The organism is Methylobacterium longum (assembly GCF_022179385.1).
Lineage (GTDB): Bacteria > Pseudomonadota > Alphaproteobacteria > Rhizobiales > Beijerinckiaceae > Methylobacterium > Methylobacterium longum.
On record NZ_BPQS01000036.1, the window covers coordinates 30,454 to 52,545 of the forward strand.

A 22,092-nucleotide genomic window follows, 5' to 3' on the forward strand; every position below is an offset into this window, starting at 1 on the left:
TCGCTTGCCGCCGCGATTTCTCGCCGAAATGAATTGCATGTTAGAGAAGTCGGAATCTGAGGCTTTCAATCTGATTTTTTAAGCTCAAGCCGCGTCAGCGAACAAACGTGGCGCGCCGTTCGCGATAAACTCTCGCCGCTTTGCGGCCAGCACCTTGGCGTAGGTGGTCTCGATCATCCTCACGCTCGTTCCGCAGTTCTCCGCGACTACGTTCAGTGGTACCCCCGCCTCGATCGCACGTGAGATGTACGAGTGTCGCAACGCGTAGAACGTGCCAGACGGATCAAGCTTCGCAGTCAGGAGTGCTCGCTTCATCGGCCGCACTTGGTGACTCGCACCCCACGCGTCTCCGTCAGCGCGCGGCAGAAGCGGCGCGTCTTTCGCACGCTCGCCAACCAGCCGTGCGAAGAACGTCGTTGCTTCGGGCTGTAGTATGACGATGCGAGCTCCTGTCTTACCGCGCGGCACGTACAGAGTTGCATCCTCCGCATCGAAGTGCCGGACCTGACAGGCTGCAAGCTCACCGTAACGCGCACCGGTCAGGAATCCCGCTGTCAGCAGGTCTCGGAAACCGGCATCTTCACATCCCTCGAGCAGGCGCAGCACCTCGGTGGGCGTGAAGTGCACCTCGCGAGGCCGGCCGACCCGTTGGAAGGGGCGGACTAGCCGCCAGGCGCTATCGTTCGTCAAACCATTCGTCGGATCCCCCACCGCGTGGTTGAGCATCGCCTTGACGATGCTGAGCACCCGGTTGGCGGTGTCCTGGCTGCGGCGGCATTGCTCAGCGTCGCCGCCCGTCCGCACTAAGCCATCGCGCCATGCTTCGAGCTGGCGGCGTGTGAGATCCTCGATCCGGCTCGAGCCAAAGCGTGGCAGAAACAGCCGTTCCAAGCGCAGCCGGGCATCGTAGGCCGTGCGCCGGTTCCGGGCTTCAAGGCTCGCTAGGTAGGTTCGAGCGGCGATTTCGACGGTGAGTGGCGTCCACTTCGCCCCCTCCCCTTTCTCGCTGCCTGCCAAAGTTTTCGCGAGCTGTTGTGCCTCCCAGAAGGTCAGCACGCTTTGACCGTTGCTCTCACTGAAGTCGTCGGCCAGCCCGATCCGCTTAGTCCAGGAGCCGCCCTTCCCGTCGGCTACCCGCAGTACCCAAGTTCCAGCGGTCTCGTTCCGGCGGTAGCCGAGCGAAACCCCCGGTGCGATGCGGGCGAAAACGGGTTTTTTGGCTACTGGCAGGCGCAACCGACTGGTTCGAGTCTCGAGCTTCGGTGCGCGCGCGTTGCGAGCCATGGTGTCCCGTCAGTGTCCTGTCGACGTGTTTGGATAATCGCACACCGGATTGGACAAGCCAATACCTAAATCCGAGATAAAATATTCTGCATCAATGGCTTATCTGGACGGGATTGGACGGATTTGGACGATTGGCTTCGCACTTTCACGGCGAAAACACGGGTTCGATTCCCGTAGGGCGCGCCAGCAAAATCAAGCACGTAGCACAATAGGTTGGCGGCGGGTCCAGTTGGCGTTCCGCCGAGCGAACCGGACATCGGCGGACGATGCTGGCTTGGGCTGGCCATCTCCGCGTCGCCAGTTCCTGCCGGCGAAGGGGCGCGCTCACCCGAGGCGAGGTCCGCCAGCACCTCCTCCTCCGAGGACGGATCGGCTACCGAACGACGAAGTCGCGCGTTCTCACGCCCGGGGTCCTTCATCTTCTTAGCCTGATTGACCTCGAGGCCGCCGTACTCCCTGCGTGAGCGGTCATAACTCTGCGCAGCGACATCCGCCTCCTGACACGCAACGGCGATGCCTTGCCTCGCGCCGTCTGCACCTCGATCTGGCCCAGCTTCAACACCATTGGTTCGGCGCTCGGCCTCTGTCCTCGCTTCCTCCCCACCGCGTCGGGTCCAGGCTCATCCTGTCCATCGGGCCGGTCCAGAACGAGCCGGTCGGGTCACCCTTGCGCGCCCATCATCCGGCTCGCCAACGTGAGGGCTTCGACCCCGCGCATGTCGCCGCGGCCCTCGTCCCGCACGACGATGAGGGGCGGGGCCGGCGAGCATCGGAGCGGCACAGCCGAGCCCATGTCGCGTTCGATCAAGCACGCGCCTCGGGATGGCTTAATGGTCCTCGGGGTTTAACCGCCCCTGCTCCCCTGCGGGCATGGTGTGGAGGCTGCCATGTCTGCGGAAAGTCAGAGCACGCCAGGAACATCATCGAAGGGCACTTCCGGCATCCTTGCGATGGGGGTCTGCAGGCCGCCGCAAGCGCGGCCGCTCACCCGGCAGATCGATCCGCGCGACGGCACGACCGGGAAGATCGAACGCGGCGGCGTCCCGGGCATGATCGCCGCCCGGCCTGAGACAGAACCGCGACACGCCGCGGCGAAAGGGGTCGGGACCGGCGTCCCCTCCCGGATCGACATGGGATTCCTCCGCAACCCGTCGATTCCAGGTCTGATCCCCTCGGGCTACTGCGGCTGCTTCACGTCGCCGGGTGAAAAGGCCGTCATCGTCGATCCCGCGTCGCGCCGGATCGTGCATGTCCGGTCGCAGTGAGGCGCGAGGTCCAGGGAGTGCCGGATGCGCTGCGCCGTCGGCCTCGCGGCGAGCTTGACGCTCGTCATCGGCGCGCTGCCGACTCAGGCGGCCCGATCCGGGGGCGCGACGATCCGGATCGTCTATCAGCGTCCCGTCGACGAAGCGACGCGTGCGCTCCACCGCGACCTCAAGGCGCGCCGGGTTCTGGAAGGCCTTCGGGCGATCGCCGGCGGCATGCGCCCATCGCGCTCGCTGACGCTGCGGCTGTCGAGCTGCGGCGAGTCCAACGCATGGTACGCGTCCAGGAGCCGGACGATCACGGTCTGCTACGAGTACGTCCAGGAGGTGCGTGATCGTGCGTCCAGAATCCTGTCCGAGACTCGTGTGTCTCCGAACGACGCCGTCCTCGGTTCCGTCGCGCAGATCTTCCTCCACGAACTCGGCCACGCCCTGTATGATCTCCTCGACGTGCCCGTGCTCGGCCGCGAGGAGGACGCGGCCGACCAGTTCGCCGCCCTCGTCTTGCTCGAACTGCCGCCCGCCCAGGCGCGGCACGCGATCGACGGCGCGGCCGACCTGCTGCGCAGCCAAGCCGCCGAGGAGACTCCGGACCAGGCGGTTCTGGCCGATGGTCACAGCCTCGCCGGACAGCGCCTCTACAACCTGCTCTGCCTCGCCTACGGCGCCGATCGCAGAACCTTCGGCTATCTGGTCGAAGCGGGCAGCCTGCCCAAGGTGCGCGCCGTGCAATGCCGGGCCGAGTACGACCTTGCCGCCTACGCCCTGCGGAAGCTCTTCCGATCCCATCTGCGCGATGGCCGGATCGGACGCGCGCGCATCCGGCGTGCGTTCCGCTGGATGTTCTGAAGCGGTGGATACCGGCCGCCGCCATGACCTGCTCGCGCGCCGGCCGCTGTTCAGGATCGCCGGTCGGATGGTCCGTTCGACCGGGATCGAAACGCCCTGGTGTCGGGCGCGAACCCTCCTCCATCGCTCTCGATCTGCGCAGGTCTTGAAGGCGTCAGGGCATGTCCACGGCTTCCGCATCCGCCGTACGGACGGGCGGGGCTGGCTGAGAATTATGTGTCCGATTTTTTATGATTGAATTGATGACGACGTGCATTCTCTTGAAAACAGATTGATTGATCCAGCGCAATGTGAGCATGCTGCGAATACCGTGAAATACTCGGACTTTGGGAAAGACACGGGTTCCTGCAATGGCCGACCGCCTGGCGCTGGCGCGTGAAGACGCTCGCGAGCGACCCGCTCCCGATCGGCGGCCGAAGGCGGATCGGCCGCCCGACGCTGGCGACTTCCACGGCGACTTCCACGGCGACTTTCACGGCGACGTCGCGAGTGCAGCCTGTGCCGTTCTCTCGGAACTCGGCGCGGATCCTGTCGGCCTCCTCTGCGAGGCAGGCTGCGACCCGCTTGCATCCCGGGACGGCGGTGCTTCGGTCTCGAATGCGGCGCTCGGCCGACTGCTTCAGCTGGGTGCGAACCGCACGCGGTGCGGCCATCTCGGTCTGCTCGTCGGACAGCGTATCGCCCTCGCCAAGCTCGGGCCGAGCGGAGCTCTGATCCGGAACGCCGGGACGGTCGGCGACGCGCTGCGTGTTTTGGAGAGCCGACCCTGGGCCTGGACATGCGGCTCCGCCGTCCGACTCTGGGTCGAGGCCGACTTGGCGCTGCTGCACTACTTCCCTTACGAGGCCGGGGCGACGGCGGTAGGCCTGCAATCGGAAGGGGCGCTCGCCACGATCGTCAATATCGTGCGCGCCCTGACGGGTGCCCAATGGTCGCCGTCGGAACTCCTGCTGCCGCGCGCGCCGCCGGATCAGACGGATCCCTATTGGCATTTCTTCCGCGCGCCCGTCCGTTTCGATCAGGAATGGGCAGCCATCGCGTTTCCCTCACGCCTCCTCGAACAACCGATCGCGGGAGCGGATCGGTCGGCTCTCGCGGTCGCGGAACACCGCATCCGACAGATCGGGGTGGCAGCGCCGCCCCAGATATCGGACCAGCTGCGGCGGCTTCTCCGCATGGAGTTCATCCAGAATCCGTGGTCAGGCCAGGCCGTGGCACGCCACTTGGCGGTCCATCGGCGCACCCTCAGCCGTCGCCTGAGGGCTGAAGGCACGAGCTTCCGGTCGGTGACCACCCAGATCCGGTTCGAGACGGCGAAACAGCTCCTGGCCGACACCAACATGCCGTTGGCGCAGATCTCCGCCTGCCTGGGCTTCTCCGAGGCGGCTGCGTTCACCCACGCGTTCCGCCGCTGGTCCGGCATGACGCCCAGCATCTGGAGGCGTACGTGCCGCCACCCAGAAACGGCGGCCGATCCGAGGCTCCCGGTCCTGTCCCGAATCAATGAGGGCGCTGAGCGGGCCGCCAGTTCAGAGCATTGCCGACACTGGTTTTGGCAAGCGTATCAATAAAACACCCCGCTTGCTCAAGAGTGATGCTCGATGCGCCGGGGAAATCTCTCACAGATTCGAAAATACGGACAAGACAGGAGGAACCGATGCGGTCGTTGCGGATCATTCCACTGACGGCTCTCGCGCTCAGCGCCTTGTTGGGCCTGAACGCTCCCGGAGCGGGCGGGCTCGGCATCGCGGCCGCTCAGGCCGCCGGGGGGTGCGGCCCCGGCTTCCACCGCGGCCCCTACGGCGCCTGTCGCCCCAATGTCTACGGCGCGCCGGGCTATTATGGGTACCGGGGCGGAGGAATCTCCGGTTACCCCGGCGGCGCCCGGTACGGTTATCGGGGCGGGGCCGTCTATCGGGGCGGGGCCGTCTATCGGGGTGGGCGCGTGTATCGGGGCGGCCGGGTTCATGGCGGCCGGGCCGTCTACGGACGTCGCGTCGGCGGATACAGGGGCGGATTCCGCCGCTGACCGCACCGGAACGCCTGCGTCGAGCCCTTGGCGGCGCGCGCTAATAGGCGTGATAGATGGGGCGTGCGCCGGAGCGCGCGGCGGCGGGGATCCTGACGGCGACAACCGGCCCGTTCGGGTCGACCGGCAGAATGGCGGCGCCCGCGGCAACGAAGCCCGCCAGCGCCCGGAGATCGTCCGGTTGCCGCGGATCGCGCGAGATCCGGTCGGCTTCCCGAAAGAGCCGTGCATTGCACGCCCGCGACGGCAGCCGGCCCACGGGGGTACAGGCGTCATGGCGGGCGCAGGCGGCATCGAGCGCGTCGAGGGGCGGCAACGGGGCGTTGTTGCCGAACCCGCAGTAATTGCCGTGAAACAGGGCTGCCGGCTGCTGCAGGCCGTACGGTTGTGCCAGCGCGGGCGCGCCTGAGCAGATCACCAGGAGCGGAGCGACAGATCGGAAGGTCATGGCGTTCGACCACCTCTGTTCTGAGGCCATCTGCCCGCCGGGCCGAGCGGACCACCGGTTCAGGCGGGTTCAGGCGGGATGAGCGGGAGCCGGGGCCTGGCGGCCTCGGCTGTGTTCAGCGGCCTCAGTACGGACGGCAGACGCCCGCATAGGCATCGTAGAAGGCGTAGGGACCGCAGCGGCCGTAGGTGGCGCCGTAGCCGGCGGCCGCGGCTCCGACGGCAGCCGCGCCCAGGCCGTAGCCGTAGGGGCGGACACCGTAACCGTAGCGGCCGTAGCCATACCCGTAACGGCCGACCCCGCCGTAGCGTCCGACGGCGCCGTATCGACCGACGGCGCCGTAACGGCCGACCCCGCCGTACCGGCCGACGGCGCCGTAACGGCCGCGATAACCCGCCGCCCCGCGATAGCCGCGGACCCCGCCGGCCCGGACGCCGTGGAAGCCGCCGGCGCGGACACCGCCGCCGCGGAAGCCGCCGCCGCCGAAGCCACCGCCGTGGAAGCCGCGCGCCTCGGCGGCCAGACCGCTCAGGATCAGGGCGGCACCCGCCAATGACGCAATCCGTAGAATCCTCATGGGATGGTCTCCGCTCTGGAGAAGGACCTGCCGAGGGGGCTGGGCGAGGTGCGAAGCCTTCTGCCCTCGGATACGCACCGACCGCACAGTAAGGCCGCGCGGGCGCCGCCGCTTGATCCGCGGGGACGCGGCCGGGTTGAGGAGCGTGACCCGATCGTGCCGCATCGGAGCCGCCGCGGCATGGTCGATGCCCGGCTCGGCCGGTGTCTTCCCCGATCAAGCATGGGCTCGGCGCGGAGGCATATTGCGTCCCCCGCTTCCGCGCGGTGAGCGAAGGGCTCGTCCCGGCGACCGGCAGAACGCTGCTTCCGGTCGCGCCGAGGGCGCACGAAGCGGTCTGGGCATTCGAGGGATGCCTCGGTCGACAGCGATGAAGGGTGAGGAGATTGCCATGGCGGTCAAGACACCGAAGGAGCTCTTCGTGCGCATGCTGAGCGATGCGCGCCATCATGCGGAGCGCGCGACGAAGATCTACGAGGAACCGGGGCAGGTCGCGCAGGATCCGGCGATCCAGGAGGCGCTCCAGGCGCGCGCCTTCATCCAGGATAAGACGATCAAGTCGCTCGACCGCTGCTTCCAGCTGATCGGCGAGAAACCGATCGCCGCGAACGGCCGGCTCCAGGAAGTCTTCCTCAAGGATTTCCGGCGCAAGCTGGCCGAGATCCGGGCCCCGGCCGCCAAGGCCCTGTTCATCCTGATCAAGGCCAATCACCTGATGCATCTGCGCATCGCCGAATACGTGGCGCTCGTCGCCATGGCCGACGTGAGCGGGCATTTCGGGGTCGGCGTCCTGCTGGAAAGCTGCCGGGCGGGTAAGATCGCCTTCACGGAGCGGACCCGCCGCCTGACCCGTCGCACGATCGAGAGCAAGCACGCGGTCAAGCTGGCTGCCTGATCGCAGCCCTGCAGGCGCCGGATCGACCCGCCGATCCAGCGCCGCGCGGGTGAAGGCGGGACGTGCACCGGGTGGTGCGCGGACCGGAATCGCGGAGGAGTCGCCATGCACCCTGCCCCGTCCCGGGAGGCCGCCGGCACCGGTTCGCAAGGTCTGCCGCGTGCCGACGCGCCCGAAAGGTCCGGATCCCTGTGGCGGAGAGCGGCCGCCGAAGCGGAGCGATACCTCGCCTTCGCCATCTACCTGATCGTGGTCTTCGGCACCCTGATCCTGTTCAGCATCAACATCTACGCCCGGATCGACCGCGACATCCCGAACTATCCGGGCTACCACTTCTACGCGCTCGGGCTGATCAATGCCCTGGTCCTGGCCAAGTTCATGCTGATCGCCGAGGCGACGAAGCTCGGATCGCTGCGCTTCGGCCGGCGCGTCGGGCGCAGGCCCCTCGTCTACGTGGTGCTGTACCGCGCCCTCCTGTTCACGGCCGTCCTGGTGGTCGCCTACGGATTGGAGGAGGTGCTGGTCGGCGCTTGGCACGGAAAGGCACCGGGCGCCGTCCTGCCGGAGATGGCCGGCGGGCCGCGGGGCGTGCTCACCTTCGCCTGGGTGATGTTCGTGGTGCTGCTCCCGTACTTCGCGTTCCGGGAGATCGGCCGCGTGCTGGGCGCCGGACGCCTGCGCGACCTGCTGCTGCGCGCGCAGGGGACCGGGTGACGCCTCTGCGAAAGGGTGGCGCTGACCGGCGCCGGGCGCGCCCTCGCTGCCCGTTGCCGCCGCCCGTCATCACCGCGCGACGACGAGCGTCGGCCCGGACGGAACCGCCGTCTGCGGCTCGAGGCTTGCCCGCCGGCGGTCGAGGGCGTGGCGCGCATGCGCCAGGGCCGTGGAGAAGGCCGACAGGCACTCGGTGCTGACGAGCCCGGATGTACAGCCCAGCATCTCCGAGACGAGTGCCCGGTACTCGCCCTCCAGCGCGGCCAGCCCGGCGCGGTCGACCCCCGGCGCCGCGTCGGCGATCTCGACCAGCCGCCGGACGGGGCGCCACTCCGCCTCCGACCGGCGCCGGTTCCAGCCCGCCGAAGCGGCGGCGAGGAGCGATCCGGCGAGGCTGATCACGAGGCCGCCGAGATAGAAGTACTGCTTGACCTGGTCGAAGAAGCTCTGGTCCCCGTCGCTCAGGTAGGCGGCGACGCCCGGATGGACGGGCAGGATCGGGCTCTTGTCGTCCGGATCGGGCGCCTCGATCTGCGTGGCCAGCGGCGTCACCGCCGCGAGGTTGGCCTTGGTGGTCAGGATCGACCGGGCGATCGCCGCCGCGACGACGTTGGGCATCAACTCCGAGGCGGCGAACCGGAAGGTGACCGCCAGCGTCGTGACGGACTCGCTCGGCGTGGCGGGTCGCGCCCGGAACGCGCCCACGGGCACGTCGATCGATTCGCAGCCGGAGAACCGCTTGCCGATCGCCTCCGCCTCGTCGAGGGCGAGCACCCGCGGCGTCCCCTTCGTGGCGCGCGCGATTGCGGCGACCACGTCGACGACCTCGCCCGGCGCCATGGGGCCGACCGCCAGGATGGCTGCCAGCTTCTTCTGCCTGACGGACTGGGCCAGCGCGTCGACCGGCAGAAACGTCCGGCCGACATCCTGGGCGGGGATGTCGAAGTAGCTCAGCACCATGTCGAGGAGGCGCGCGTTGGCGGCCTGCAGGGGGCCGGCCACGATGCCGACGGTCTTGCCCGCTAGGCTGGCGACCGATGTCACGGAGCCGTGCGGGGGCAAGACGAAGGCGACCACGTCCCTGCGCAGGATCACGATGGTCTGGGCGTTGGCGGGCACCGCGGCGTCGCTGCGCACGATGGCGAGGTCGGTCCGGCGCTCCTCGAGCGCCTTGGCGCTGCCCGTGAGGTCGTCCACCCGGACGAGGTCCAGGTTGACGCGGGGATGCTGCACCTTGGAGACGGCGGCGAACGCCGTGATGAAGCGTTCGGCCGTGCTGCCGGGGGGACCGACCGTGACGCGCAGGTTGGCGTGCGGCGACCAGACATGCGCCAGGGCGAAGCCGGCCGCGGCCACGAGCAGCACGCCGCCGGCCAGGAGGGCGCGGCTCCACCGCCGTCGCGGTGCACGGCTTGCAGGACGGCGCGTCTCCGACCGGTCGTGATCGACGGAAGCGGGCTCAGGGTCCGGCATCGCGACCTCGTGCGGATCCGTTCAGCAGTCGTCGCAGGCGCCCCCGCGCTCCGGCGGGCGCCGCTCGATGCGGCGCTCGCGCCGGTCCCGTGCCCCGCCCCCACCGCGCGGCGGCGTTCCGCTCACATCGAGGGGCGGCGTGGTGATCGCCTCGCGTTCGAGCCGGTTGAGCTCCGCGTCGCTGGGGATGGTGACGGTGCCCTGCGCGGGGCGGTCCCGCGCCTCCGGGCGGATGGACCCGGCCGCCAATCCGGCGACGAAGGCCAGCATCAGGGTGACGGTGGAGATCTGGAGGCGTGTCATGACGGCCTTCGCGGCAGCCGCTGAACGGATGGAGGCCCGCCAACCTAGCCGGTGACGCCGCGCGCCGCTTGACCGAACTGGACAGGAGGATCCGCACCGCGCGCCGAACCGCCCTCGCCGGGCGGACGCTGCGCGTCCCGCGCCGGCCACGGCCTGTTTTCGAGGCGGGCTGTCCCGCGGAATCAAGCGCGCGACGAATTTCCCGATGATGGGAGCGACGCCGCCGGAGGCCGCGCACCGGGACCTCGGCGCGAGCGAGGATCGCAGCAGGATGGCTCGGCCTTGGCGACATGCACGCGACGGCCTGATCGCCGCCGCCGCGTTCGGGACGGGCCTCATCGCCGGTGCGCTGCCGTCCGGGCGGTTCGGCGGTCTCGCCTCCGTCTCCCGCGCCGGGGCGCGGATCGCACGGCCCGCGACCGCGCCGAGCGTGGCCGGCGTCGCCCGGCGCACGTCCCGGCGCACGTCCCGGCGCGTCGGGCGGTAGGGCTAGGGTCATGCTTCCGAGGCCCGACCACACCTGCCCCGCAGCGGCCGGGGCTGAGCGCCGCGGCCCGGCGAAGGGCGCGCGGGCCGCGGCCTGGATCGCCGCCCTGGTGCGTGAGCCCCTCGTGCATTTCCTGCCCGCGGGTGCCGTCGTGTTGGGCGGCTATGCCTGGCTTATCGTCTACGCGTTCATCACCGTGAGCGCAGCCAAACGGCTTGAATTTAGCCGCGCAACAGGGAAGCGAGTGCGAAACCGCGTTGCTTTGAGACAGAATCGCGTAGATAAGACAATAAAATCAATTGGTTGGCTGTGAAACTGCCGGTTTGCGGAAGCAGGGAATTTTTCTGTCTCAACAGGGATGACAGGGCCCCTTGCAGGGATATGCCAGCGCAGATGTGAGATCAGTTTGCGTTATTGAAACCTCGGTCAGTGCCTCTATATTCGCATCATGACCGTGACTCGCCAGCAGGCTATCCAGCTCGTCTATGCGCTCCTGTACGGAGCATCAGACACAGCGCACCTGCGCCTCGATAAACCGATCCCTCCCCGGCTGATCGCCAGCGTCAGACGCCTTCTCGACGAGGACGTCACGCGCGCTCGCGCTAGCCAAGATCTGCAGCCAGAAGCTGCCCTGGCGTTCTATGACGAGCTACCGGCCGGGACGGGTCATGACGTCCAGTATACGCCTCTCCGCGTGTTCAACCTTGCTGTCGCTCATGAGCTGGCGCGCTTCGGATGCAAACAAGGAGAGGTCGTCGAGCTGATCTCCGAGTTCCAGAAAGACCTCAAGACTGCGTTCGATAGAGCAAATGCAGGGTTGCAGACCTGGGGCCGCACAAAACTAACGCAATCAAGCGTTTCGCACTCGACCCTGTCGCTGCGAGAAAAGCGAGAGCAGACTAAGATATTCCTCGCGGTCCGGCGCGTGGAGGCGACCGAGAGTGCTGTTGCCTTCTTCGGAGGGGAACTGAAGGCGGGCGAGCGTCTCTGCCATAAGCAGGTCTTGTACGGTCGTGCCAGCCTCGACGCGTTTCTCTCGGAGGAACTCGTGGATGGCCTCTTCGGTGCCTTCATAATCGAGCTGTCAGAGCTCGCCGTCCGCGTCACCGAACTCGCTCAGCGTGCCCCGCCGCGCAAGCGTGGGCGTCGGTCATCTAAGCCGCCGAGCAACTGGAGCGATGCCGTAGCCCAGTTCCACGTTCAGGAGCGTGATCATGACAAATGATGGCTACGAGGTCGGCTACGGAAAGCCGCCACGCCACACACGGTTCAAGCAGGGGACCTCCGGCAACCCGCGTGGTCGCCCTCGCCGTTCGAAGGATATCGGCACGCTCTTTGATCAACAGCTTGACCGGCTTGTCTTCGTCAACCGCGACGGCCGGAAAGTGCGTGTCAGCGTGCGCGAGCTGTTCGCGATGAACATTGTCAAGGCTGCGGTGAACGGCAATTCGCGCGCTCAGGAGCTTCTGCTGCGGCATATGCGCGAGAGTGGCAAACCTGATCCGTTCGGGGTCAAGCCCTACGACGACAAGATCCTAGCCGAATTTGCCGCCACGCTCGTCCCGCCTGACGATAACGTCAAATCGGAGGATTGATGATGCGAGACTCAATTCACGAGCGTCTCTACCGCACGGACCTCGCTTCTTTCACCAAGCTCGCATTCAACGAGTTGCATTCGCAACATGCTCTCGACACCAGTTGGCACATAGACGTCATGGCCGATGCGCTGCAGGGCTGTCTCGATCGCCGCACCAGCCGCCTGATCCTCAACGCGCCGCCGCGCAGTTTTAAATCGCACTGCGCTTCGGTCGCGACGGTGGTCTTTGCCCTGGGCCGCGATCCTACGTGCAAGATTATCGTCGGAGCCGGCACGCGGGGCTTGGCTGCCGAGCTGCAGCGCCGGGCCATCGCCTTGATGCGCAATCAGCGGTGCCGTGCCTTGTTCCCGCATTTGCGGCCGACCGTGACACTTGGCGAGATCGTTCTGCCGCACGGCGGCGGCATCCTCTACACAGCGGTCGGCCAGAGCCTGATCGGGCGCGGTGCCGACCTCATCGTCATCGACGATCCGATCTCGCCGCACCGGGCGCAAGACGACGCGGAGCGCGAGGGTGTCAATGCTTGGTATGACGCCGAGATCGTGCCGCGCCTCAACGACAAAAGCGGAGGCGCGATCATCCTGGTGATGCAGCGTGTGCATCGGGATGATCTGACGGCTCACGTCCGAAAAAGTGGGGTGTGGACCGAGGTGGTGCTGCCGGCCATCGCTCTCAAGGACGAGGCATGGCGGCTCCACGAGCGGCGGACCGTCATACGGCGGAAGGGCGAACCATTGCTGCCGGATCGCGAAGGGCAGGAGATCCTGACCGCGATCTTGCACGAGGTCGGCGCCTATAACTTCCGGGCACAGTACCTGCAGCAACCATCGAGAGCGCCGGGGCTCGAGCGCGTGGGTTGGTTCTGGGCGCCCCGCCCGCCCGACTGGCAACCCGGCATGTCGATGGGCGGAGCGTTTCGCAAGGTTCGCGAGATCGACGCCCTCGAGTTCGAGGTCTTCGGCGTCGGTGAGCCACCACCGCACACGAGCAAGATACCCTACAGCGATGCTGAATGGGAGGCTCACGCGATTATCCAGCAGCGACGGCTGGTGGCTGAGGCACAGGGCGACAGAAGCCGGCTGGAGGCGCAGGGGCTCTGATAGGACTCGCATCAGCCCCTGGAGCAATCAGGGGCAGCGGGTCGCACACTCATCTGACGGTCATATGGACAGAGGGAGCAGTGGCAATGGGCCGCCCAACGAAAGGACACCTGGACGGCTCTGATGCCCTCGTCGGCGCTCTGCACAGCAAGAGCCATCGTCGTCGGGCTAGCCTGGATCGGCCAAGCGCTGCAGCTGGCCGCATCCGCAACGATTTGGCTCCAAGCCTCGCCTTGGTCCAGCGCTCACCCGGGGCACTAACAGCGCCAGCTCGCGCGGTGCGCACGCGCGATGCTGCCCAGGTGGATCGCGTGGCCGCCTCGATCCGCGCTCTCGGCTTCTGCGATCCGGTGTTGATCGATGCGCAGGACCGCATCCTCGACGGCGTGGCCCGCGTCGAGGCGGCCAAGCTCGTGGGTTTAAGCGCCATTCCCTGCATTGTCGCGGGCCACCTCACACCTGGCGAGCAGCGCGCCCTGCGGCTGGCGCTAAACCGGCTGCAGGAGCGCGGCAGCTGGGACTTGGACAAGCTGAAGCTTGAGTTCGAGGAGCTCGCGCTTGAGGACGGCGCGCTCGACGTGACGGGCTTCACGGAGTGCGAGATCGATCAGGTCCTCTTGGACGATGAGCCCGAGGCCGTCGAACCCGGCCCGCTGACACCGTCGGCGGGTGCAGCAGCGGTGGCGCGACTGGGCGACGTGTTCGTGCTCGGTCGGCACCGGGTGGTCTGCGGGGATGCCCGCGATCCAGCCGTGCTAGCCACGCTCATGGGACCGGAGCGTGCGCGCCTGCTCCTCACAGACGAGCCTTACAACGTGCCGATCCGCGGGCACGTGACGGGCGGTGACCACCGCGAATTCGCGATGGCTAGCGGTGAGATGAGCGAGGCGGAATTCCGGACGTTCAACTTGGAGTGGATTGGGACGGCCCTGCCCTACCTCGTCGAGGGCGGCGTGTTCGGCACCTTCATCGACTGGCGCGGGCTGCACGTGGTTCAACATGCGGCGGCTGAGCTGGCTTTAACGCCGTTGAACTTGATCGTGTGGGCGAAGACCAACGCCGGCATGGGCAGCTTGTACCGCTCGCAGCACGAGCTGCTCCCCCTGTTCAAGAAGGGTGAGGAGGCGCACGTCAACAACGTCGATCTGGGCCGGGGCGGGCGCTGGCGCTCGAACCTCTGGACCCATCCCGGCTCCTCGTCGCTCGGATCCGGCTCGCGGAAAGGCCTGCAGGATCACCCAACGGTCAAGCCAGTCGCGTTGCTCGCGGATGCTTTGCTCGATCTCACGGGGCGCGACGAGGTCGTCCTCGACCCGTTCCTGGGCTCGGGCTCGACGTTAATTGCGGCCGAGCGGACGGGACGACGGTGCTATGGCGTCGAGATCGACCCGCTTTACGTCGACCTGATCGTGAGGCGGTACAAAGAGGTGACGGGCGGTCTTGCCATCCGTGAGGCGGAAGGATCGCACCATGGCCTAGTGGATTGGATCGTTCCGGCATCGTGATGCCGGGCTAACCTACAGACGACGTCCTCGGATGGTGACGGCTTCGTAAGCCGAAGCCTCATCCACCTTCGCCGGCGGCCTCGGCGTGTAAACATCACCGCCTGCTTCGTTCGCATGGTCGAATGCAATCAGTTGCGAGGTGTGTCGCGTAAGTATCTTATAAGATTTTTCGCCGAAAAGTGACAGCTAACATCGATCTACACTGGACTGCCGCGGCTAACGGAGCGTCAATGCTCACAGAGCGACGCAGTCAGAGCCCGAGTGACCGGTCCGATGAGTCGGAAACCTAAGCTGCCAAGCGCTTGGCTGGCCTTCATTATTAAGCGCCCGCGCGCGATGAGCGTCCGCAGCTGTAAGCCGATCGTGCGTAACGTAGCCGCTGTGACCGCTGGCAGGGGCTGGCTCATGCCCTCGGGCTGACGCCGAGTAGCCAGCACGCCTGAGGGCTGCGGCGTGCGTGCCTCAACCCCGCCGGTCTCATGGACCGACAGCGGGGTCGGGTTGGTGGCGGGGCAGGTCCCGCCGACGACTCGGAGCACAGCATGCGTTCTCCTACTCAGGGCCACATTCGAACCGCCTCCTCAATCCCAGCGGCCTTTCAGCCAGCCCCCTGCCCTGCTGGGTCCCTTTCAACCACGCAGTTGCACTCGCGGCCGTTTGACGAGCCGCCTGTCGCCCTCTTCCCGCTCAGCGCCTGAGGCCGGCGATGTCGAAGCGCACCATCTCCTGGGCGGCTGCCCTGCGCGAGCTGAAGGCTGACCGCGCCGTCCGCTGTTCGGTTCGTGAGGAGCGCCTGCGCACGACCGCGGGTCTACGCGGCGCGCCTGCACTCGCCATGAGCGTTTGGCGCGGGCGCTCCGGCCGGCGCTACGTCGTGGTCGTCCAACCGCTCGACTCCCTCGACCTCGTCGCCGAGCACGCGGCCGTCATCCTTGCGGTCGCTCGCGATGAACACGGTCAGGCTTCGGTCGCTGCGGCCCGCGCCTGCGAGGATGGCGATCCCGGCTTCCTCGGCTGGCTCGCCGCCTGTGCTGCGCTCGGCGCGCGCGAATTGCACGCCTACCGGTTGGCCGAGTCCAAGTCGGAGCGGGCCGAGGTCGCGGCTGACCTGGGTGGCCCGACCGCGCACAGCGCTGCGGGGGTAGCGTGATGGCGCGGCGGGAGTTTAGCAAGGCGGTGCTGCGCGCCGCCCTCGCCCGAGCTGACGAGCGCTGCGAGGGTGTCCTCATGGACGGCAGCCGCTGCCCATGCACGCTTCAGGTCGGGCGGTTCCACTACGATCACATCATCCCGGCGGCGCTGACCGAGGACGCCTCATTGGAGAATTGTCAGGTGCTGTGCCGGCCCTGTCATGCGGCCAAGACGGTGGTCGACGTCGGCGTGATCGCGCGGGTGCGGCGGGTGCGCGACCGGCACGCGGGCATTGCGAATCCACAGCGGCGCCCATTACCAGGCAGCAAGGCGAGTCCGTTCAAGCGGTTGATCGGCGGCGGGGTTATCCGCCGCGATACAGGCGAGCGCCTAGATCGAGGAAATAAGTAGTAGGCGTTCAAGGCAATGTGCACTGTTGGTCATGAGCTTTTGGACTCTCGAGTGTATGGTCCCGGAATGTGGTGTAACGGATCGAGTCTGAAGCGTTCGGGCTCTTTGGTCCAGACCTGAAGGACATGCTCTTAGGGCGTGAGGCCGCGCAGGATCTTCAGCCGACGGGCATAGTTGTAGGCGTCCACGAACAGCTGGAGGTGCGCCTGAAGCTGTTCGTGCGTGTCGTATAGTGATAGCGCTTGACCGTAGCGTCCTTGATGGTGCGGTTCTGAACCGCCCCGGGTTTTCCGGAGTCTCCAACTCTTGAGAGACTGGAGCCATGACGAAGCATACCCCACCGTTTTCCCCTGAGGTCCGCGAGCGGGCTGTCCGGATGGTCCGGGAGCATCGGGGCGAGCACGGCTCACCCTGGGCCGCGATGCAGTCGATCGCGGGCAAGATCGGCCATGACGTCGACCCGCTCCTCACAGGCGCGGGCGAGCTGGCGCGAGGAGTACAGGCCGCGGCTGTAGTCGTCGAGTAGCAGGGCCACCATCATGCCGGGATGGTAGGGCGGGTACCCGCACACGCGCGCTCCTCCGTGTAGGTGTCGAGGATGGCCGAGAGGTCGAGCGCTTCCCGCACCGTGTCGCGCACGAAGTGCGCCATGTGCCCGGGCGGTACGAACTCGTGCAGCGAGGGCGGTAGCAGCCAGCCCTGATCGACATCCCACGCGCGAAACACCTTGGCCATGAGCCGAGTGAAGCACCCTTTCGATCCGCCGTCGAGGGGATTACTCAGACAGGCTCCTAGGCACCTTGTTGAACCCGTAGGCCCTCAGACCGTTCAGGAGGCTCGCCAGCGGCCGGCATAGCTCAGCCAATTTGAGTACTCGGAGCAGCCTTTCGGCCGTCTACGATCGCGCTACGCAGTCTGAAATCCAGCCTCTTGCCTGCGCGATGGATCACGGCTCCAGGTGAACACGCTAGCTGCTTATGGTGGCACGACTTTTCACTCGTACTCATGCGGTCGACGTTACCGCCTGCACGATGGACGCCAGCGTGTTCCGCTGGGTGATCCGCTCTCCTGAGGGCGCAATCGCCGAGCGCTCGCCCCACGCGTTTGCATCTCGCGCGGGAGCCAGGATCTCCGCCGAGTGCTGGTGCCGGGAGTGGTACGCAGACCGGAATCGTAGAAGCGGCCGGCAGTCTCAGCCGCTCCAGCTCCAGGGCGCATCCCGTCCGCTCTTAAAGCCTTCCTGACTCTGTGCCTTAAGCGACGTCAGGTTACTGGAGCACCGCAGCTCCGTACCGCCTCGGGCAGGCAACGCGTCCGCCACACGCGTGCCAACATCCGCAGGAAGGTCACGAAGTTCTCCGCCTGTCAGGTTGAGGGACGTCGTTGAGATGCGGCGCGTTGGGCGATCAAAGCCTAGGCGTGGCGGTTCGACGGTGTGCGCCGCCAGTCTGCCAGGAGGGAGCGCTGATGCTCGCCATCCATCCCCAGGCCCGCACGACCCCGGCCGTGCGCGCCGAGATCGCCCGCTCCCACGAGAGCTCCGGCGTACTGGCCAAACGCTATGGCGTCTCCACCGAGACCATCCGCAAGTGGCGCAAACGCGGTCCCAATGCGTGCCAGGACCGCTCGGCGCGCCCGCACAAGCTCGCGTGGCGCGCCAGCGATGGGGAGCGCGCCATCGTATGCGCGCTCCGCCGCGCCACCGGCTTTCCTCTCGACGTGCTGACCTTCGTGGTCAGCCACTTCTTGCCACACCTGAACCGGGATGCGGTCTACCGCATCCTCAAGGCCGAGGGCCTCAACCTTCCGCCGTCCACCGAGAAGGTCCGCAAACCGCACGGCAGCTTGAAGGATTACGAGGTCGGCTTCATCCACATCGACGTGAAGCACCTGCCCAAGCTGCAGGATCGCGACCGCGTCTCGCGCAAGCGCTACCTGTACGTCGCCATCGACCGGGCCTCCCGCTACGTGCATCTCGCCGTCAAGGACGACGAGACCACGGCCTCGGCGGTGGCCTTCCTCACGGACGCCCTCTAGGCTTTTCCGCTCAAGGTCACGCACGTGCTCACCGACCGCGGCTCCTGCTTCACGGCCGACGCCTTCGAGCACGCCTGCAAGCGGCACGGTGTACAGCATCGCAAGACGTGTCCCTACACGCCGAAGACCAACGGCATGGTTGAGCGCTTCAATGGCCGGGTGCAGCGCGAGGTGCTGGGCATCACGCTCTGGAGCCACCAGGATCTTGAGACGCTGCTCTCCGGTTTTAAAGTCGCCTACAACCGCCGCTGTCAGCGCGTCCTGAAGGGCCGCTCACCCGATAGGGTATTGCGCGACCGGCTGAAGGCGAAGCTTGAGCTCGCCAAACCCGTCACCAAACCGCCGGACCCGAATGCACTCCCGAAAGCCCTCAAGGTAGCCGCACGTGCCAAGAAAGTCTCACATCCAGACAGATGACATGATTTTTACTGTCCAAGAATTGACAATATTTTAGTAATTCAGAATATAAATCTCAAATATTATGTTTTATCTGATGATTTTGCTTTATTGGCTGTACGGTTATGGCCGTATTGTGCCGATTTTTTTTAATTTTCACATCGGTCAAAAATATCATTAAGCGATTGAAAAAATGGACAATTTGATTTTTCTACTACCTTTGATGTAGTCCAAAATTACTAGTAATTTATCAGTATTCACATCAGCGCTTTAGCCGTTAATATTAGCGACGTCGGTCATGCAGAGCAGAACTCTCGTCTGCGAGCGCCGGCTCAAACGGTCAATGAGGCCGTGCATTCATCAACGGAGGCATCTGATGAAAAAGATTCTGCTCTCGGCCGTCGCCGCGCTCTCGCTCGCCGCTCTGCCCTCGACGGGCTACGCGTTTTCCGTGGGAAGCGGCAACGGCAACGGCAACGGCAATATCGGCGTCGGCAACGGCAACGCCAACGGCAACGGCAACACCGGTGCCTACAACGGCAACGGGAACGGCAACTTCAACTTCGGTGCGTTCAACGGCAACCTGAACGGCAACGGCAACGCTGGGGCCCTGAACGGCAACCTGAACGGAAACGGCAACGTCGGTTTCGGCAACGGTAACGTCAACGGCAACCTCAACCGCGGTATCGGCAACGGCAACGCCAACGGCAATCTCAACGGCGGTTTCTTCAGCGGCAACGGCAACGGCAACCTGAACCGCTGAGCCGCGACGATGACCTTGGGAGCGGCCCATCTGGTCGCTCCCGACCTGTTTGCAGGGAGGCGATGATGAAGAACGCTCGGTTTCTCGTTCTCGCGGCACTCCTAGCCGCGGATGGGGCCTCGGCTCAAGCGCGCGCCTTTTCCTTCGGAAACGGCAACGGCAATGGAAACGGCAACATCGGGATCGCTAACGGCAACCTCAACGGCAACGGCAACACCGGTTCCGGCAACGGCAACGGCAACGGCAACGGCAACGGTGCCATTCAGACAAACGGAAACCTGGGCGCCTTCAACTCGGGAACTGGCAACGTCGGTGCCTTCAACGGCAACGGCAACACCAGTTCGACCAGTGGCAACAACAACGCAGGCGCCTTCAACGGCAACCTGAATACGGGAGCCAACAACGGGAACGGCAATGTCGGCTCGTTCAACGGGAACCTGAACGGCGGAAGTTTCAATGGCAACGGCAATATCGGGTCTGCGAACGGGAACTTGAACGGCAATCCGACCCTGCGCTTTCGCTAGAAACGTCGACGAGGCTGAGTGTCAAACTTCTTCAAGCTGGAGGAAAAACGTGTCCGGGTCCGGCCGTAGACGACCCCCAAAGCCGAATTCTCGCCTTCAGACCGTAAACGGTCATGTTTGGTCGGAGGACGAGCAGGCGGGGGCCATCCAGCGTACGCCGAAACAGCGGCCCGGCCGGAAGAAGGGCGACAGACAGAAGAGCGGGCGGCCGGTCGCACCGCATTACAACTCAGCACCACCCTCTGACTGCCTGGATCCGTGTTGACGGAAACGGCGATGCTCCAGCTCGGCAGCGTGCTTCGTCCCACCTGTGTGATCGTCGCTTGGCCACCGGCCGCCCTCTCTCGACCGCGGCAGGCCGCATCCTGAGCCGGTTCCGAGTGCGGCAGGCATGCCACATCTCGGGCTTTGTCCGGAAGCCGAGCGCCTCGCATGCAAACCAGCATCGAAGGAGATTTCCCAGCATCGAAGGAGATTTCAGCATGAACGACTCATTCCGACGCATGGCCGGAGGTGCCTGCATCACTGTCGCGGCGCTGCTCCCGGCCCCCCTCTCGGCCCAGGTGGTCACGTCGCCCTCGGCCCCCACCGGCCCGGCCAACGGCTGGAGCCCGATGCCGGGTTTCTTCCGGCATCACCACCACATGCCCCCCAGTGGCGTCACCGTCCCGTTCTGGGCAGGTCACGTGCCTTCCGCAGGCTCCGGCGCCGCTGGTTTGGCTGCAGCGCTCGCACCCGGCGGTGCCGCCGCTCTCAATGGGAATGGCATGCCCTCCAACCTAGACCTGATGGGCGGTACCGGCAACGGGAACGGCAATGGCAACACCGGCTCCAACAACGGCAACGGCAATTCAGGCAACTTCAACGGCAACGGCAACATCGGCTCCGACAACGGCAACGGCAATCTTACCAACGGGAATGGCAATTTCGGTATCGGCAATGGTGTCGGGAACGGAGACGGTAATTATTCAGGGCAGTAATGCGGTGCAGCGATGCGCGAAGAGCGATCCGGTATGGTCTCGCGGCGAGCGCCGATGCTATATCGAAGTTCAAATGGTGCATCGGCTACACCGCTAGTGCACTGACTCAGACGGATGGTTCAGGGGCTCGGCAGACGACGGCGAGGATGTCGGTGGCCGGCTTGGTCCAGACGAAGGGTTTGGCGCTCTGGTTGTGCTCGGCGATGTAGCGTTTGATCGCCGCCTGCAGGTCGACGACGCCAGTGAATGAGCCTTGCCGCAGCCGACGACGGGTGAGTGCTGAGAAGGAGCTCTCGACGGCGTTGAGTCAGGAGGCTGAGGTCGGGGTGAAGTGGAAAATCCAGCGCGGGTGGCGGGCGAGCCAGGTGCCCACCTTCGGATGTTTGTGGGTGGCGACGTTGTCGAGGATGGCGTGGATCACCTTGCCGGGTGGGACGGCAGCCTCGACAGCGTTGAGGAACCGGATGAACTCGCCGTTCCGGTGGCGCTGCATGCAGCGGCGAGCACGGTGCCCGCCAAGACGTCGAGGGCCGCAAACAGCGTCGTCGTGCCGTGACGGGTATAGTCGTGGGTCTGGGCGGCGGGATGGCCGGGGCGAGCAGACGGTCAGGGCGCGTGCGCTCCAGCGCCTGGATCTGGCTCTTCTCGTCGGTGGACAGCACCACCGCGTGGGGGGATGGGTCCATGTAGAGACCGACCACGTCCTCGACCTTGGCGGCGTAGGCAGGATCGCGCGAGCGCTTGAACGTACGCAGACGATGCGGCTGTAGGCGGTGAGCGTCCCAGATCCGCTGCACGGCGCGCAACGAGATCCCGACCGCGTGGGCTACGGCACGGCCGGTCCAGTGGGTGACCTCGCCCGACGGCTCCGAGCAGGTCAGCGCCAGCACCTCGGCCACCATTTCGGTCGAGTGGGGCGGCGTGCCGGGCGGGCGCGTCGGGACTGTAAGGAATTTCGTGTGCGGGCGGCCATAGTGGACCCGAAGGAGGTTCCGATGGCACGACGCAAAGCACCCCGTATCCCTGATGCGCTCCTGGACCAGCTGTTGGCCGGGGCTAATCCGAAGACGGCGTTCGAGGCCGATGGCCTGCTGGACGAGTTGAAGAAGGTCCTGGGCACCGAGGTGCGCATCATGAGCGTACCGTTCGAGGTGGTGGGCGTACTGGACGCCAAGGGGCCGGATCAGGACGACGTTGTCTTCGTCCCCCTCGAGACGGCCAAGCTGCGCTTCCTCGGCAGCGCCAGCGGGGTCAACCGCGACGCCGTCGCCTACATCGTCGCCAAGGCCGTCTCGGACGAGGCGATGGGCCGGGCGCGCACGG

Annotated in this window: 23 protein-coding genes and 6 pseudogenes; 19 read left to right on the forward strand and 10 right to left on the reverse strand. The window is 66.1% G+C overall.

Annotated features, from left to right (window positions below):
* Positions 1-84 precede the first annotated feature (84 nt).
* The 3 genes and pseudogenes from MFF58_RS23050 to MFF58_RS23060 form a co-directional block, all read right to left on the reverse strand.
* Positions 85-1,284, reverse strand: coding sequence for a tyrosine-type recombinase/integrase (locus MFF58_RS23050; protein WP_238291325.1), 1,200 nt, complete (start codon positions 1,282-1,284; stop codon positions 85-87).
* Between the two features lie 323 nt (positions 1,285-1,607).
* Positions 1,608-1,849, reverse strand: a pseudogene (locus MFF58_RS23055) (transposase); the annotation flags it as partial.
* Between the two features lie 96 nt (positions 1,850-1,945).
* A complete protein-coding gene (locus tag MFF58_RS23060) occupies positions 1,946-2,092 on the reverse strand; it encodes a hypothetical protein (protein WP_238291327.1) in 147 nt (48 codons plus the stop codon).
* A 67-nt stretch (positions 2,093-2,159) separates the two neighbouring features.
* Here MFF58_RS23060 and MFF58_RS23065 point away from each other — a divergent pair, with 67 nt between their 5' ends.
* From MFF58_RS23065 to MFF58_RS32630, 4 genes are all read left to right on the forward strand, one after another.
* On the forward strand, positions 2,160-2,549 hold the full coding sequence (locus tag MFF58_RS23065; protein WP_238291329.1) for a hypothetical protein: 390 nt from the start codon (positions 2,160-2,162) through the stop codon (positions 2,547-2,549).
* A 24-nt stretch (positions 2,550-2,573) separates the two neighbouring features.
* Positions 2,574-3,398: a DUF4344 domain-containing metallopeptidase gene (locus MFF58_RS23070; protein WP_238291330.1), complete on the forward strand. Its 825-nt coding sequence runs from the start codon at positions 2,574-2,576 to the stop codon at positions 3,396-3,398.
* 350 nt (positions 3,399-3,748) lie between these two features.
* Positions 3,749-4,969, forward strand: a complete 1,221-nt coding sequence (locus MFF58_RS23075) for an AraC family transcriptional regulator (RefSeq protein WP_238291331.1) — start codon at positions 3,749-3,751, stop codon at positions 4,967-4,969.
* Positions 4,970-5,055: 86 nt separating this feature from the next.
* Complete coding sequence (locus MFF58_RS32630) at positions 5,056-5,427, forward strand: GCG_CRPN prefix-to-repeats domain-containing protein (protein WP_373323378.1); 372 nt, start codon at positions 5,056-5,058, stop codon at positions 5,425-5,427.
* Between the two features lie 40 nt (positions 5,428-5,467).
* On the opposite strand, the gene MFF58_RS23080 is transcribed toward MFF58_RS32630, so the two are convergent.
* Positions 5,468-5,875 carry a phospholipase A2 family protein gene (locus MFF58_RS23080; RefSeq protein ID WP_238291332.1) on the reverse strand — a complete coding sequence of 136 codons (408 nt, stop codon included), beginning with the start codon at positions 5,873-5,875 and terminating at the stop codon, positions 5,468-5,470.
* A 124-nt stretch (positions 5,876-5,999) separates the two neighbouring features.
* Complete coding sequence (locus tag MFF58_RS23085) at positions 6,000-6,452, reverse strand: hypothetical protein (protein WP_238291333.1); 453 nt, start codon at positions 6,450-6,452, stop codon at positions 6,000-6,002.
* Between the two features lie 391 nt (positions 6,453-6,843).
* Between MFF58_RS23085 and MFF58_RS23090 the strand changes: the two genes are divergently transcribed.
* Together MFF58_RS23090 and MFF58_RS23095 are read left to right on the forward strand one after the other, a co-directional pair.
* Complete coding sequence (locus tag MFF58_RS23090) at positions 6,844-7,347, forward strand: DUF892 family protein (RefSeq protein ID WP_238291334.1); 504 nt, start codon at positions 6,844-6,846, stop codon at positions 7,345-7,347.
* A 105-nt stretch (positions 7,348-7,452) separates the two neighbouring features.
* Entirely contained in the window at positions 7,453-8,061 is a 609-nt protein-coding gene (locus MFF58_RS23095; protein WP_238291335.1) for a hypothetical protein, read from the forward strand.
* Between the two features lie 69 nt (positions 8,062-8,130).
* Here MFF58_RS23095 and MFF58_RS23100 read toward each other — a convergent pair whose 3' ends face one another.
* Complete coding sequence (locus MFF58_RS23100; RefSeq protein ID WP_238291336.1) at positions 8,131-9,534, reverse strand: TAXI family TRAP transporter solute-binding subunit; 1,404 nt, start codon at positions 9,532-9,534, stop codon at positions 8,131-8,133.
* Positions 9,535-9,555: 21 nt separating this feature from the next.
* Positions 9,556-9,837 carry a hypothetical protein gene (locus MFF58_RS23105; RefSeq protein WP_238291337.1) on the reverse strand — a complete coding sequence of 94 codons (282 nt, stop codon included), beginning with the start codon at positions 9,835-9,837 and terminating at the stop codon, positions 9,556-9,558.
* 271 nt (positions 9,838-10,108) lie between these two features.
* Here MFF58_RS23105 and MFF58_RS23110 point away from each other — a divergent pair, with 271 nt between their 5' ends.
* The 7 genes from MFF58_RS23110 to MFF58_RS23140 all read left to right on the forward strand — a co-directional run bounded on the left by MFF58_RS23110 (position 10,109) and on the right by MFF58_RS23140 (position 16,069).
* On the forward strand, positions 10,109-10,324 hold the full coding sequence (locus MFF58_RS23110; protein ID WP_238291353.1) for a hypothetical protein: 216 nt from the start codon (positions 10,109-10,111) through the stop codon (positions 10,322-10,324).
* A 448-nt stretch (positions 10,325-10,772) separates the two neighbouring features.
* Positions 10,773-11,549 (forward strand): hypothetical protein, encoded by a 777-nt coding sequence (locus MFF58_RS23115; protein WP_238291338.1) that lies wholly within the window; start codon positions 10,773-10,775, stop codon positions 11,547-11,549.
* Positions 11,539-11,919 (forward strand): DUF5681 domain-containing protein, encoded by a 381-nt coding sequence (locus tag MFF58_RS23120; protein ID WP_238291340.1) that lies wholly within the window; start codon positions 11,539-11,541, stop codon positions 11,917-11,919. The genes MFF58_RS23115 and MFF58_RS23120 overlap by 11 nt, the downstream gene beginning before the upstream one ends.
* Positions 11,919-13,022 carry a hypothetical protein gene (locus MFF58_RS23125; RefSeq protein ID WP_238291342.1) on the forward strand — a complete coding sequence of 368 codons (1,104 nt, stop codon included), beginning with the start codon at positions 11,919-11,921 and terminating at the stop codon, positions 13,020-13,022. The genes MFF58_RS23120 and MFF58_RS23125 overlap by 1 nt, the downstream gene beginning before the upstream one ends.
* A gap of 311 nt (positions 13,023-13,333) precedes the next feature.
* Positions 13,334-14,527 (forward strand): DNA modification methylase, encoded by a 1,194-nt coding sequence (locus MFF58_RS23130; protein WP_238291344.1) that lies wholly within the window; start codon positions 13,334-13,336, stop codon positions 14,525-14,527.
* A 706-nt stretch (positions 14,528-15,233) separates the two neighbouring features.
* The gene (locus MFF58_RS23135) at positions 15,234-15,677 is read left to right on the forward strand and encodes a hypothetical protein (RefSeq protein WP_238291345.1); all 444 of its coding nucleotides are present in this window, start codon (positions 15,234-15,236) and stop codon (positions 15,675-15,677) included.
* Complete coding sequence (locus MFF58_RS23140) at positions 15,677-16,069, forward strand: HNH endonuclease signature motif containing protein (RefSeq protein WP_238291346.1); 393 nt, start codon at positions 15,677-15,679, stop codon at positions 16,067-16,069. The genes MFF58_RS23135 and MFF58_RS23140 overlap by 1 nt, the downstream gene beginning before the upstream one ends.
* Positions 16,070-16,098: 29 nt before the next feature.
* On the opposite strand, the pseudogene MFF58_RS23145 reads toward MFF58_RS23140, so the two are convergent.
* Positions 16,099-16,340, reverse strand: a pseudogene (locus tag MFF58_RS23145) (IS3 family transposase); the annotation flags it as partial.
* Between the two features lie 51 nt (positions 16,341-16,391).
* Here MFF58_RS23145 and MFF58_RS23150 point away from each other — a divergent pair.
* Positions 16,392-16,517: pseudogene (locus MFF58_RS23150) on the forward strand (IS3 family transposase); the annotation flags it as partial.
* Here MFF58_RS23150 and MFF58_RS23155 read toward each other — a convergent pair.
* Positions 16,515-16,804 (reverse strand): annotated as a pseudogene (locus MFF58_RS23155) (transposase); the annotation flags it as partial. The pseudogenes MFF58_RS23150 and MFF58_RS23155 sit on opposite strands and share 3 nt — an antisense overlap.
* Positions 16,805-17,536: 732 nt before the next feature.
* On the opposite strand from MFF58_RS23155, the pseudogene MFF58_RS23160 reads away from it, so the two are divergent.
* From MFF58_RS23160 to MFF58_RS23175, 4 genes and pseudogenes are all read left to right on the forward strand, one after another.
* Positions 17,537-18,523, forward strand: a pseudogene (locus MFF58_RS23160) (DDE-type integrase/transposase/recombinase).
* Between the two features lie 355 nt (positions 18,524-18,878).
* Complete coding sequence (locus tag MFF58_RS23165; RefSeq protein ID WP_238291347.1) at positions 18,879-19,265, forward strand: hypothetical protein; 387 nt, start codon at positions 18,879-18,881, stop codon at positions 19,263-19,265.
* 62 nt (positions 19,266-19,327) lie between these two features.
* Positions 19,328-19,789, forward strand: a complete 462-nt coding sequence (locus MFF58_RS23170; protein ID WP_238291348.1) for a hypothetical protein — start codon at positions 19,328-19,330, stop codon at positions 19,787-19,789.
* 482 nt (positions 19,790-20,271) lie between these two features.
* Positions 20,272-20,769, forward strand: coding sequence for a hypothetical protein (locus MFF58_RS23175; RefSeq protein WP_238291349.1), 498 nt, complete (start codon positions 20,272-20,274; stop codon positions 20,767-20,769).
* 106 nt (positions 20,770-20,875) lie between these two features.
* Here the strand turns inward: MFF58_RS23175 and MFF58_RS23180 are convergent.
* Positions 20,876-21,707: pseudogene (locus MFF58_RS23180) on the reverse strand (IS630 family transposase); the annotation flags it as partial.
* A 57-nt stretch (positions 21,708-21,764) separates the two neighbouring features.
* Between MFF58_RS23180 and MFF58_RS23185 the strand changes: the two are divergent.
* The coding region (locus tag MFF58_RS23185) for an ABC transporter permease (protein ID WP_238291350.1) at positions 21,765-22,092 on the forward strand (328 nt) is incomplete at its 3' end.

Bases quoted from the DNA above. Each gene is read 5' to 3' on its own strand.
- MFF58_RS23050 (WP_238291325.1), bottom strand. From the start codon at position 1,284: ATGGCTCGCAACGCGCGCGCACCGAAGCTCGAGACTCGAACCAGTCGG.
- MFF58_RS23070 (WP_238291330.1), top strand. From the start codon at position 2,574: ATGCGCTGCGCCGTCGGCCTCGCGGCGAGCTTGACGCTCGTCATCGGC.
- MFF58_RS23075 (WP_238291331.1), top strand. From the start codon at position 3,749: ATGGCCGACCGCCTGGCGCTGGCGCGTGAAGACGCTCGCGAGCGACCC.
- MFF58_RS32630 (WP_373323378.1), top strand. From the start codon at position 5,056: ATGCGGTCGTTGCGGATCATTCCACTGACGGCTCTCGCGCTCAGCGCC.
- MFF58_RS23080 (WP_238291332.1), bottom strand. From the start codon at position 5,875: ATGACCTTCCGATCTGTCGCTCCGCTCCTGGTGATCTGCTCAGGCGCG.
- MFF58_RS23085 (WP_238291333.1), bottom strand. From the start codon at position 6,452: ATGAGGATTCTACGGATTGCGTCATTGGCGGGTGCCGCCCTGATCCTG.
- MFF58_RS23090 (WP_238291334.1), top strand. From the start codon at position 6,844: ATGGCGGTCAAGACACCGAAGGAGCTCTTCGTGCGCATGCTGAGCGAT.
- MFF58_RS23095 (WP_238291335.1), top strand. From the start codon at position 7,453: ATGCACCCTGCCCCGTCCCGGGAGGCCGCCGGCACCGGTTCGCAAGGT.
- MFF58_RS23100 (WP_238291336.1), bottom strand. From the start codon at position 9,534: ATGCCGGACCCTGAGCCCGCTTCCGTCGATCACGACCGGTCGGAGACG.
- MFF58_RS23105 (WP_238291337.1), bottom strand. From the start codon at position 9,837: ATGACACGCCTCCAGATCTCCACCGTCACCCTGATGCTGGCCTTCGTC.
- MFF58_RS23110 (WP_238291353.1), top strand. From the start codon at position 10,109: ATGGCTCGGCCTTGGCGACATGCACGCGACGGCCTGATCGCCGCCGCC.
- MFF58_RS23115 (WP_238291338.1), top strand. From the start codon at position 10,773: ATGACCGTGACTCGCCAGCAGGCTATCCAGCTCGTCTATGCGCTCCTG.
- MFF58_RS23120 (WP_238291340.1), top strand. From the start codon at position 11,539: ATGACAAATGATGGCTACGAGGTCGGCTACGGAAAGCCGCCACGCCAC.
- MFF58_RS23125 (WP_238291342.1), top strand. From the start codon at position 11,919: ATGATGCGAGACTCAATTCACGAGCGTCTCTACCGCACGGACCTCGCT.
- MFF58_RS23135 (WP_238291345.1), top strand. From the start codon at position 15,234: ATGTCGAAGCGCACCATCTCCTGGGCGGCTGCCCTGCGCGAGCTGAAG.
- MFF58_RS23140 (WP_238291346.1), top strand. From the start codon at position 15,677: ATGGCGCGGCGGGAGTTTAGCAAGGCGGTGCTGCGCGCCGCCCTCGCC.
- MFF58_RS23165 (WP_238291347.1), top strand. From the start codon at position 18,879: ATGAAAAAGATTCTGCTCTCGGCCGTCGCCGCGCTCTCGCTCGCCGCT.
- MFF58_RS23170 (WP_238291348.1), top strand. From the start codon at position 19,328: ATGATGAAGAACGCTCGGTTTCTCGTTCTCGCGGCACTCCTAGCCGCG.
- MFF58_RS23175 (WP_238291349.1), top strand. From the start codon at position 20,272: ATGAACGACTCATTCCGACGCATGGCCGGAGGTGCCTGCATCACTGTC.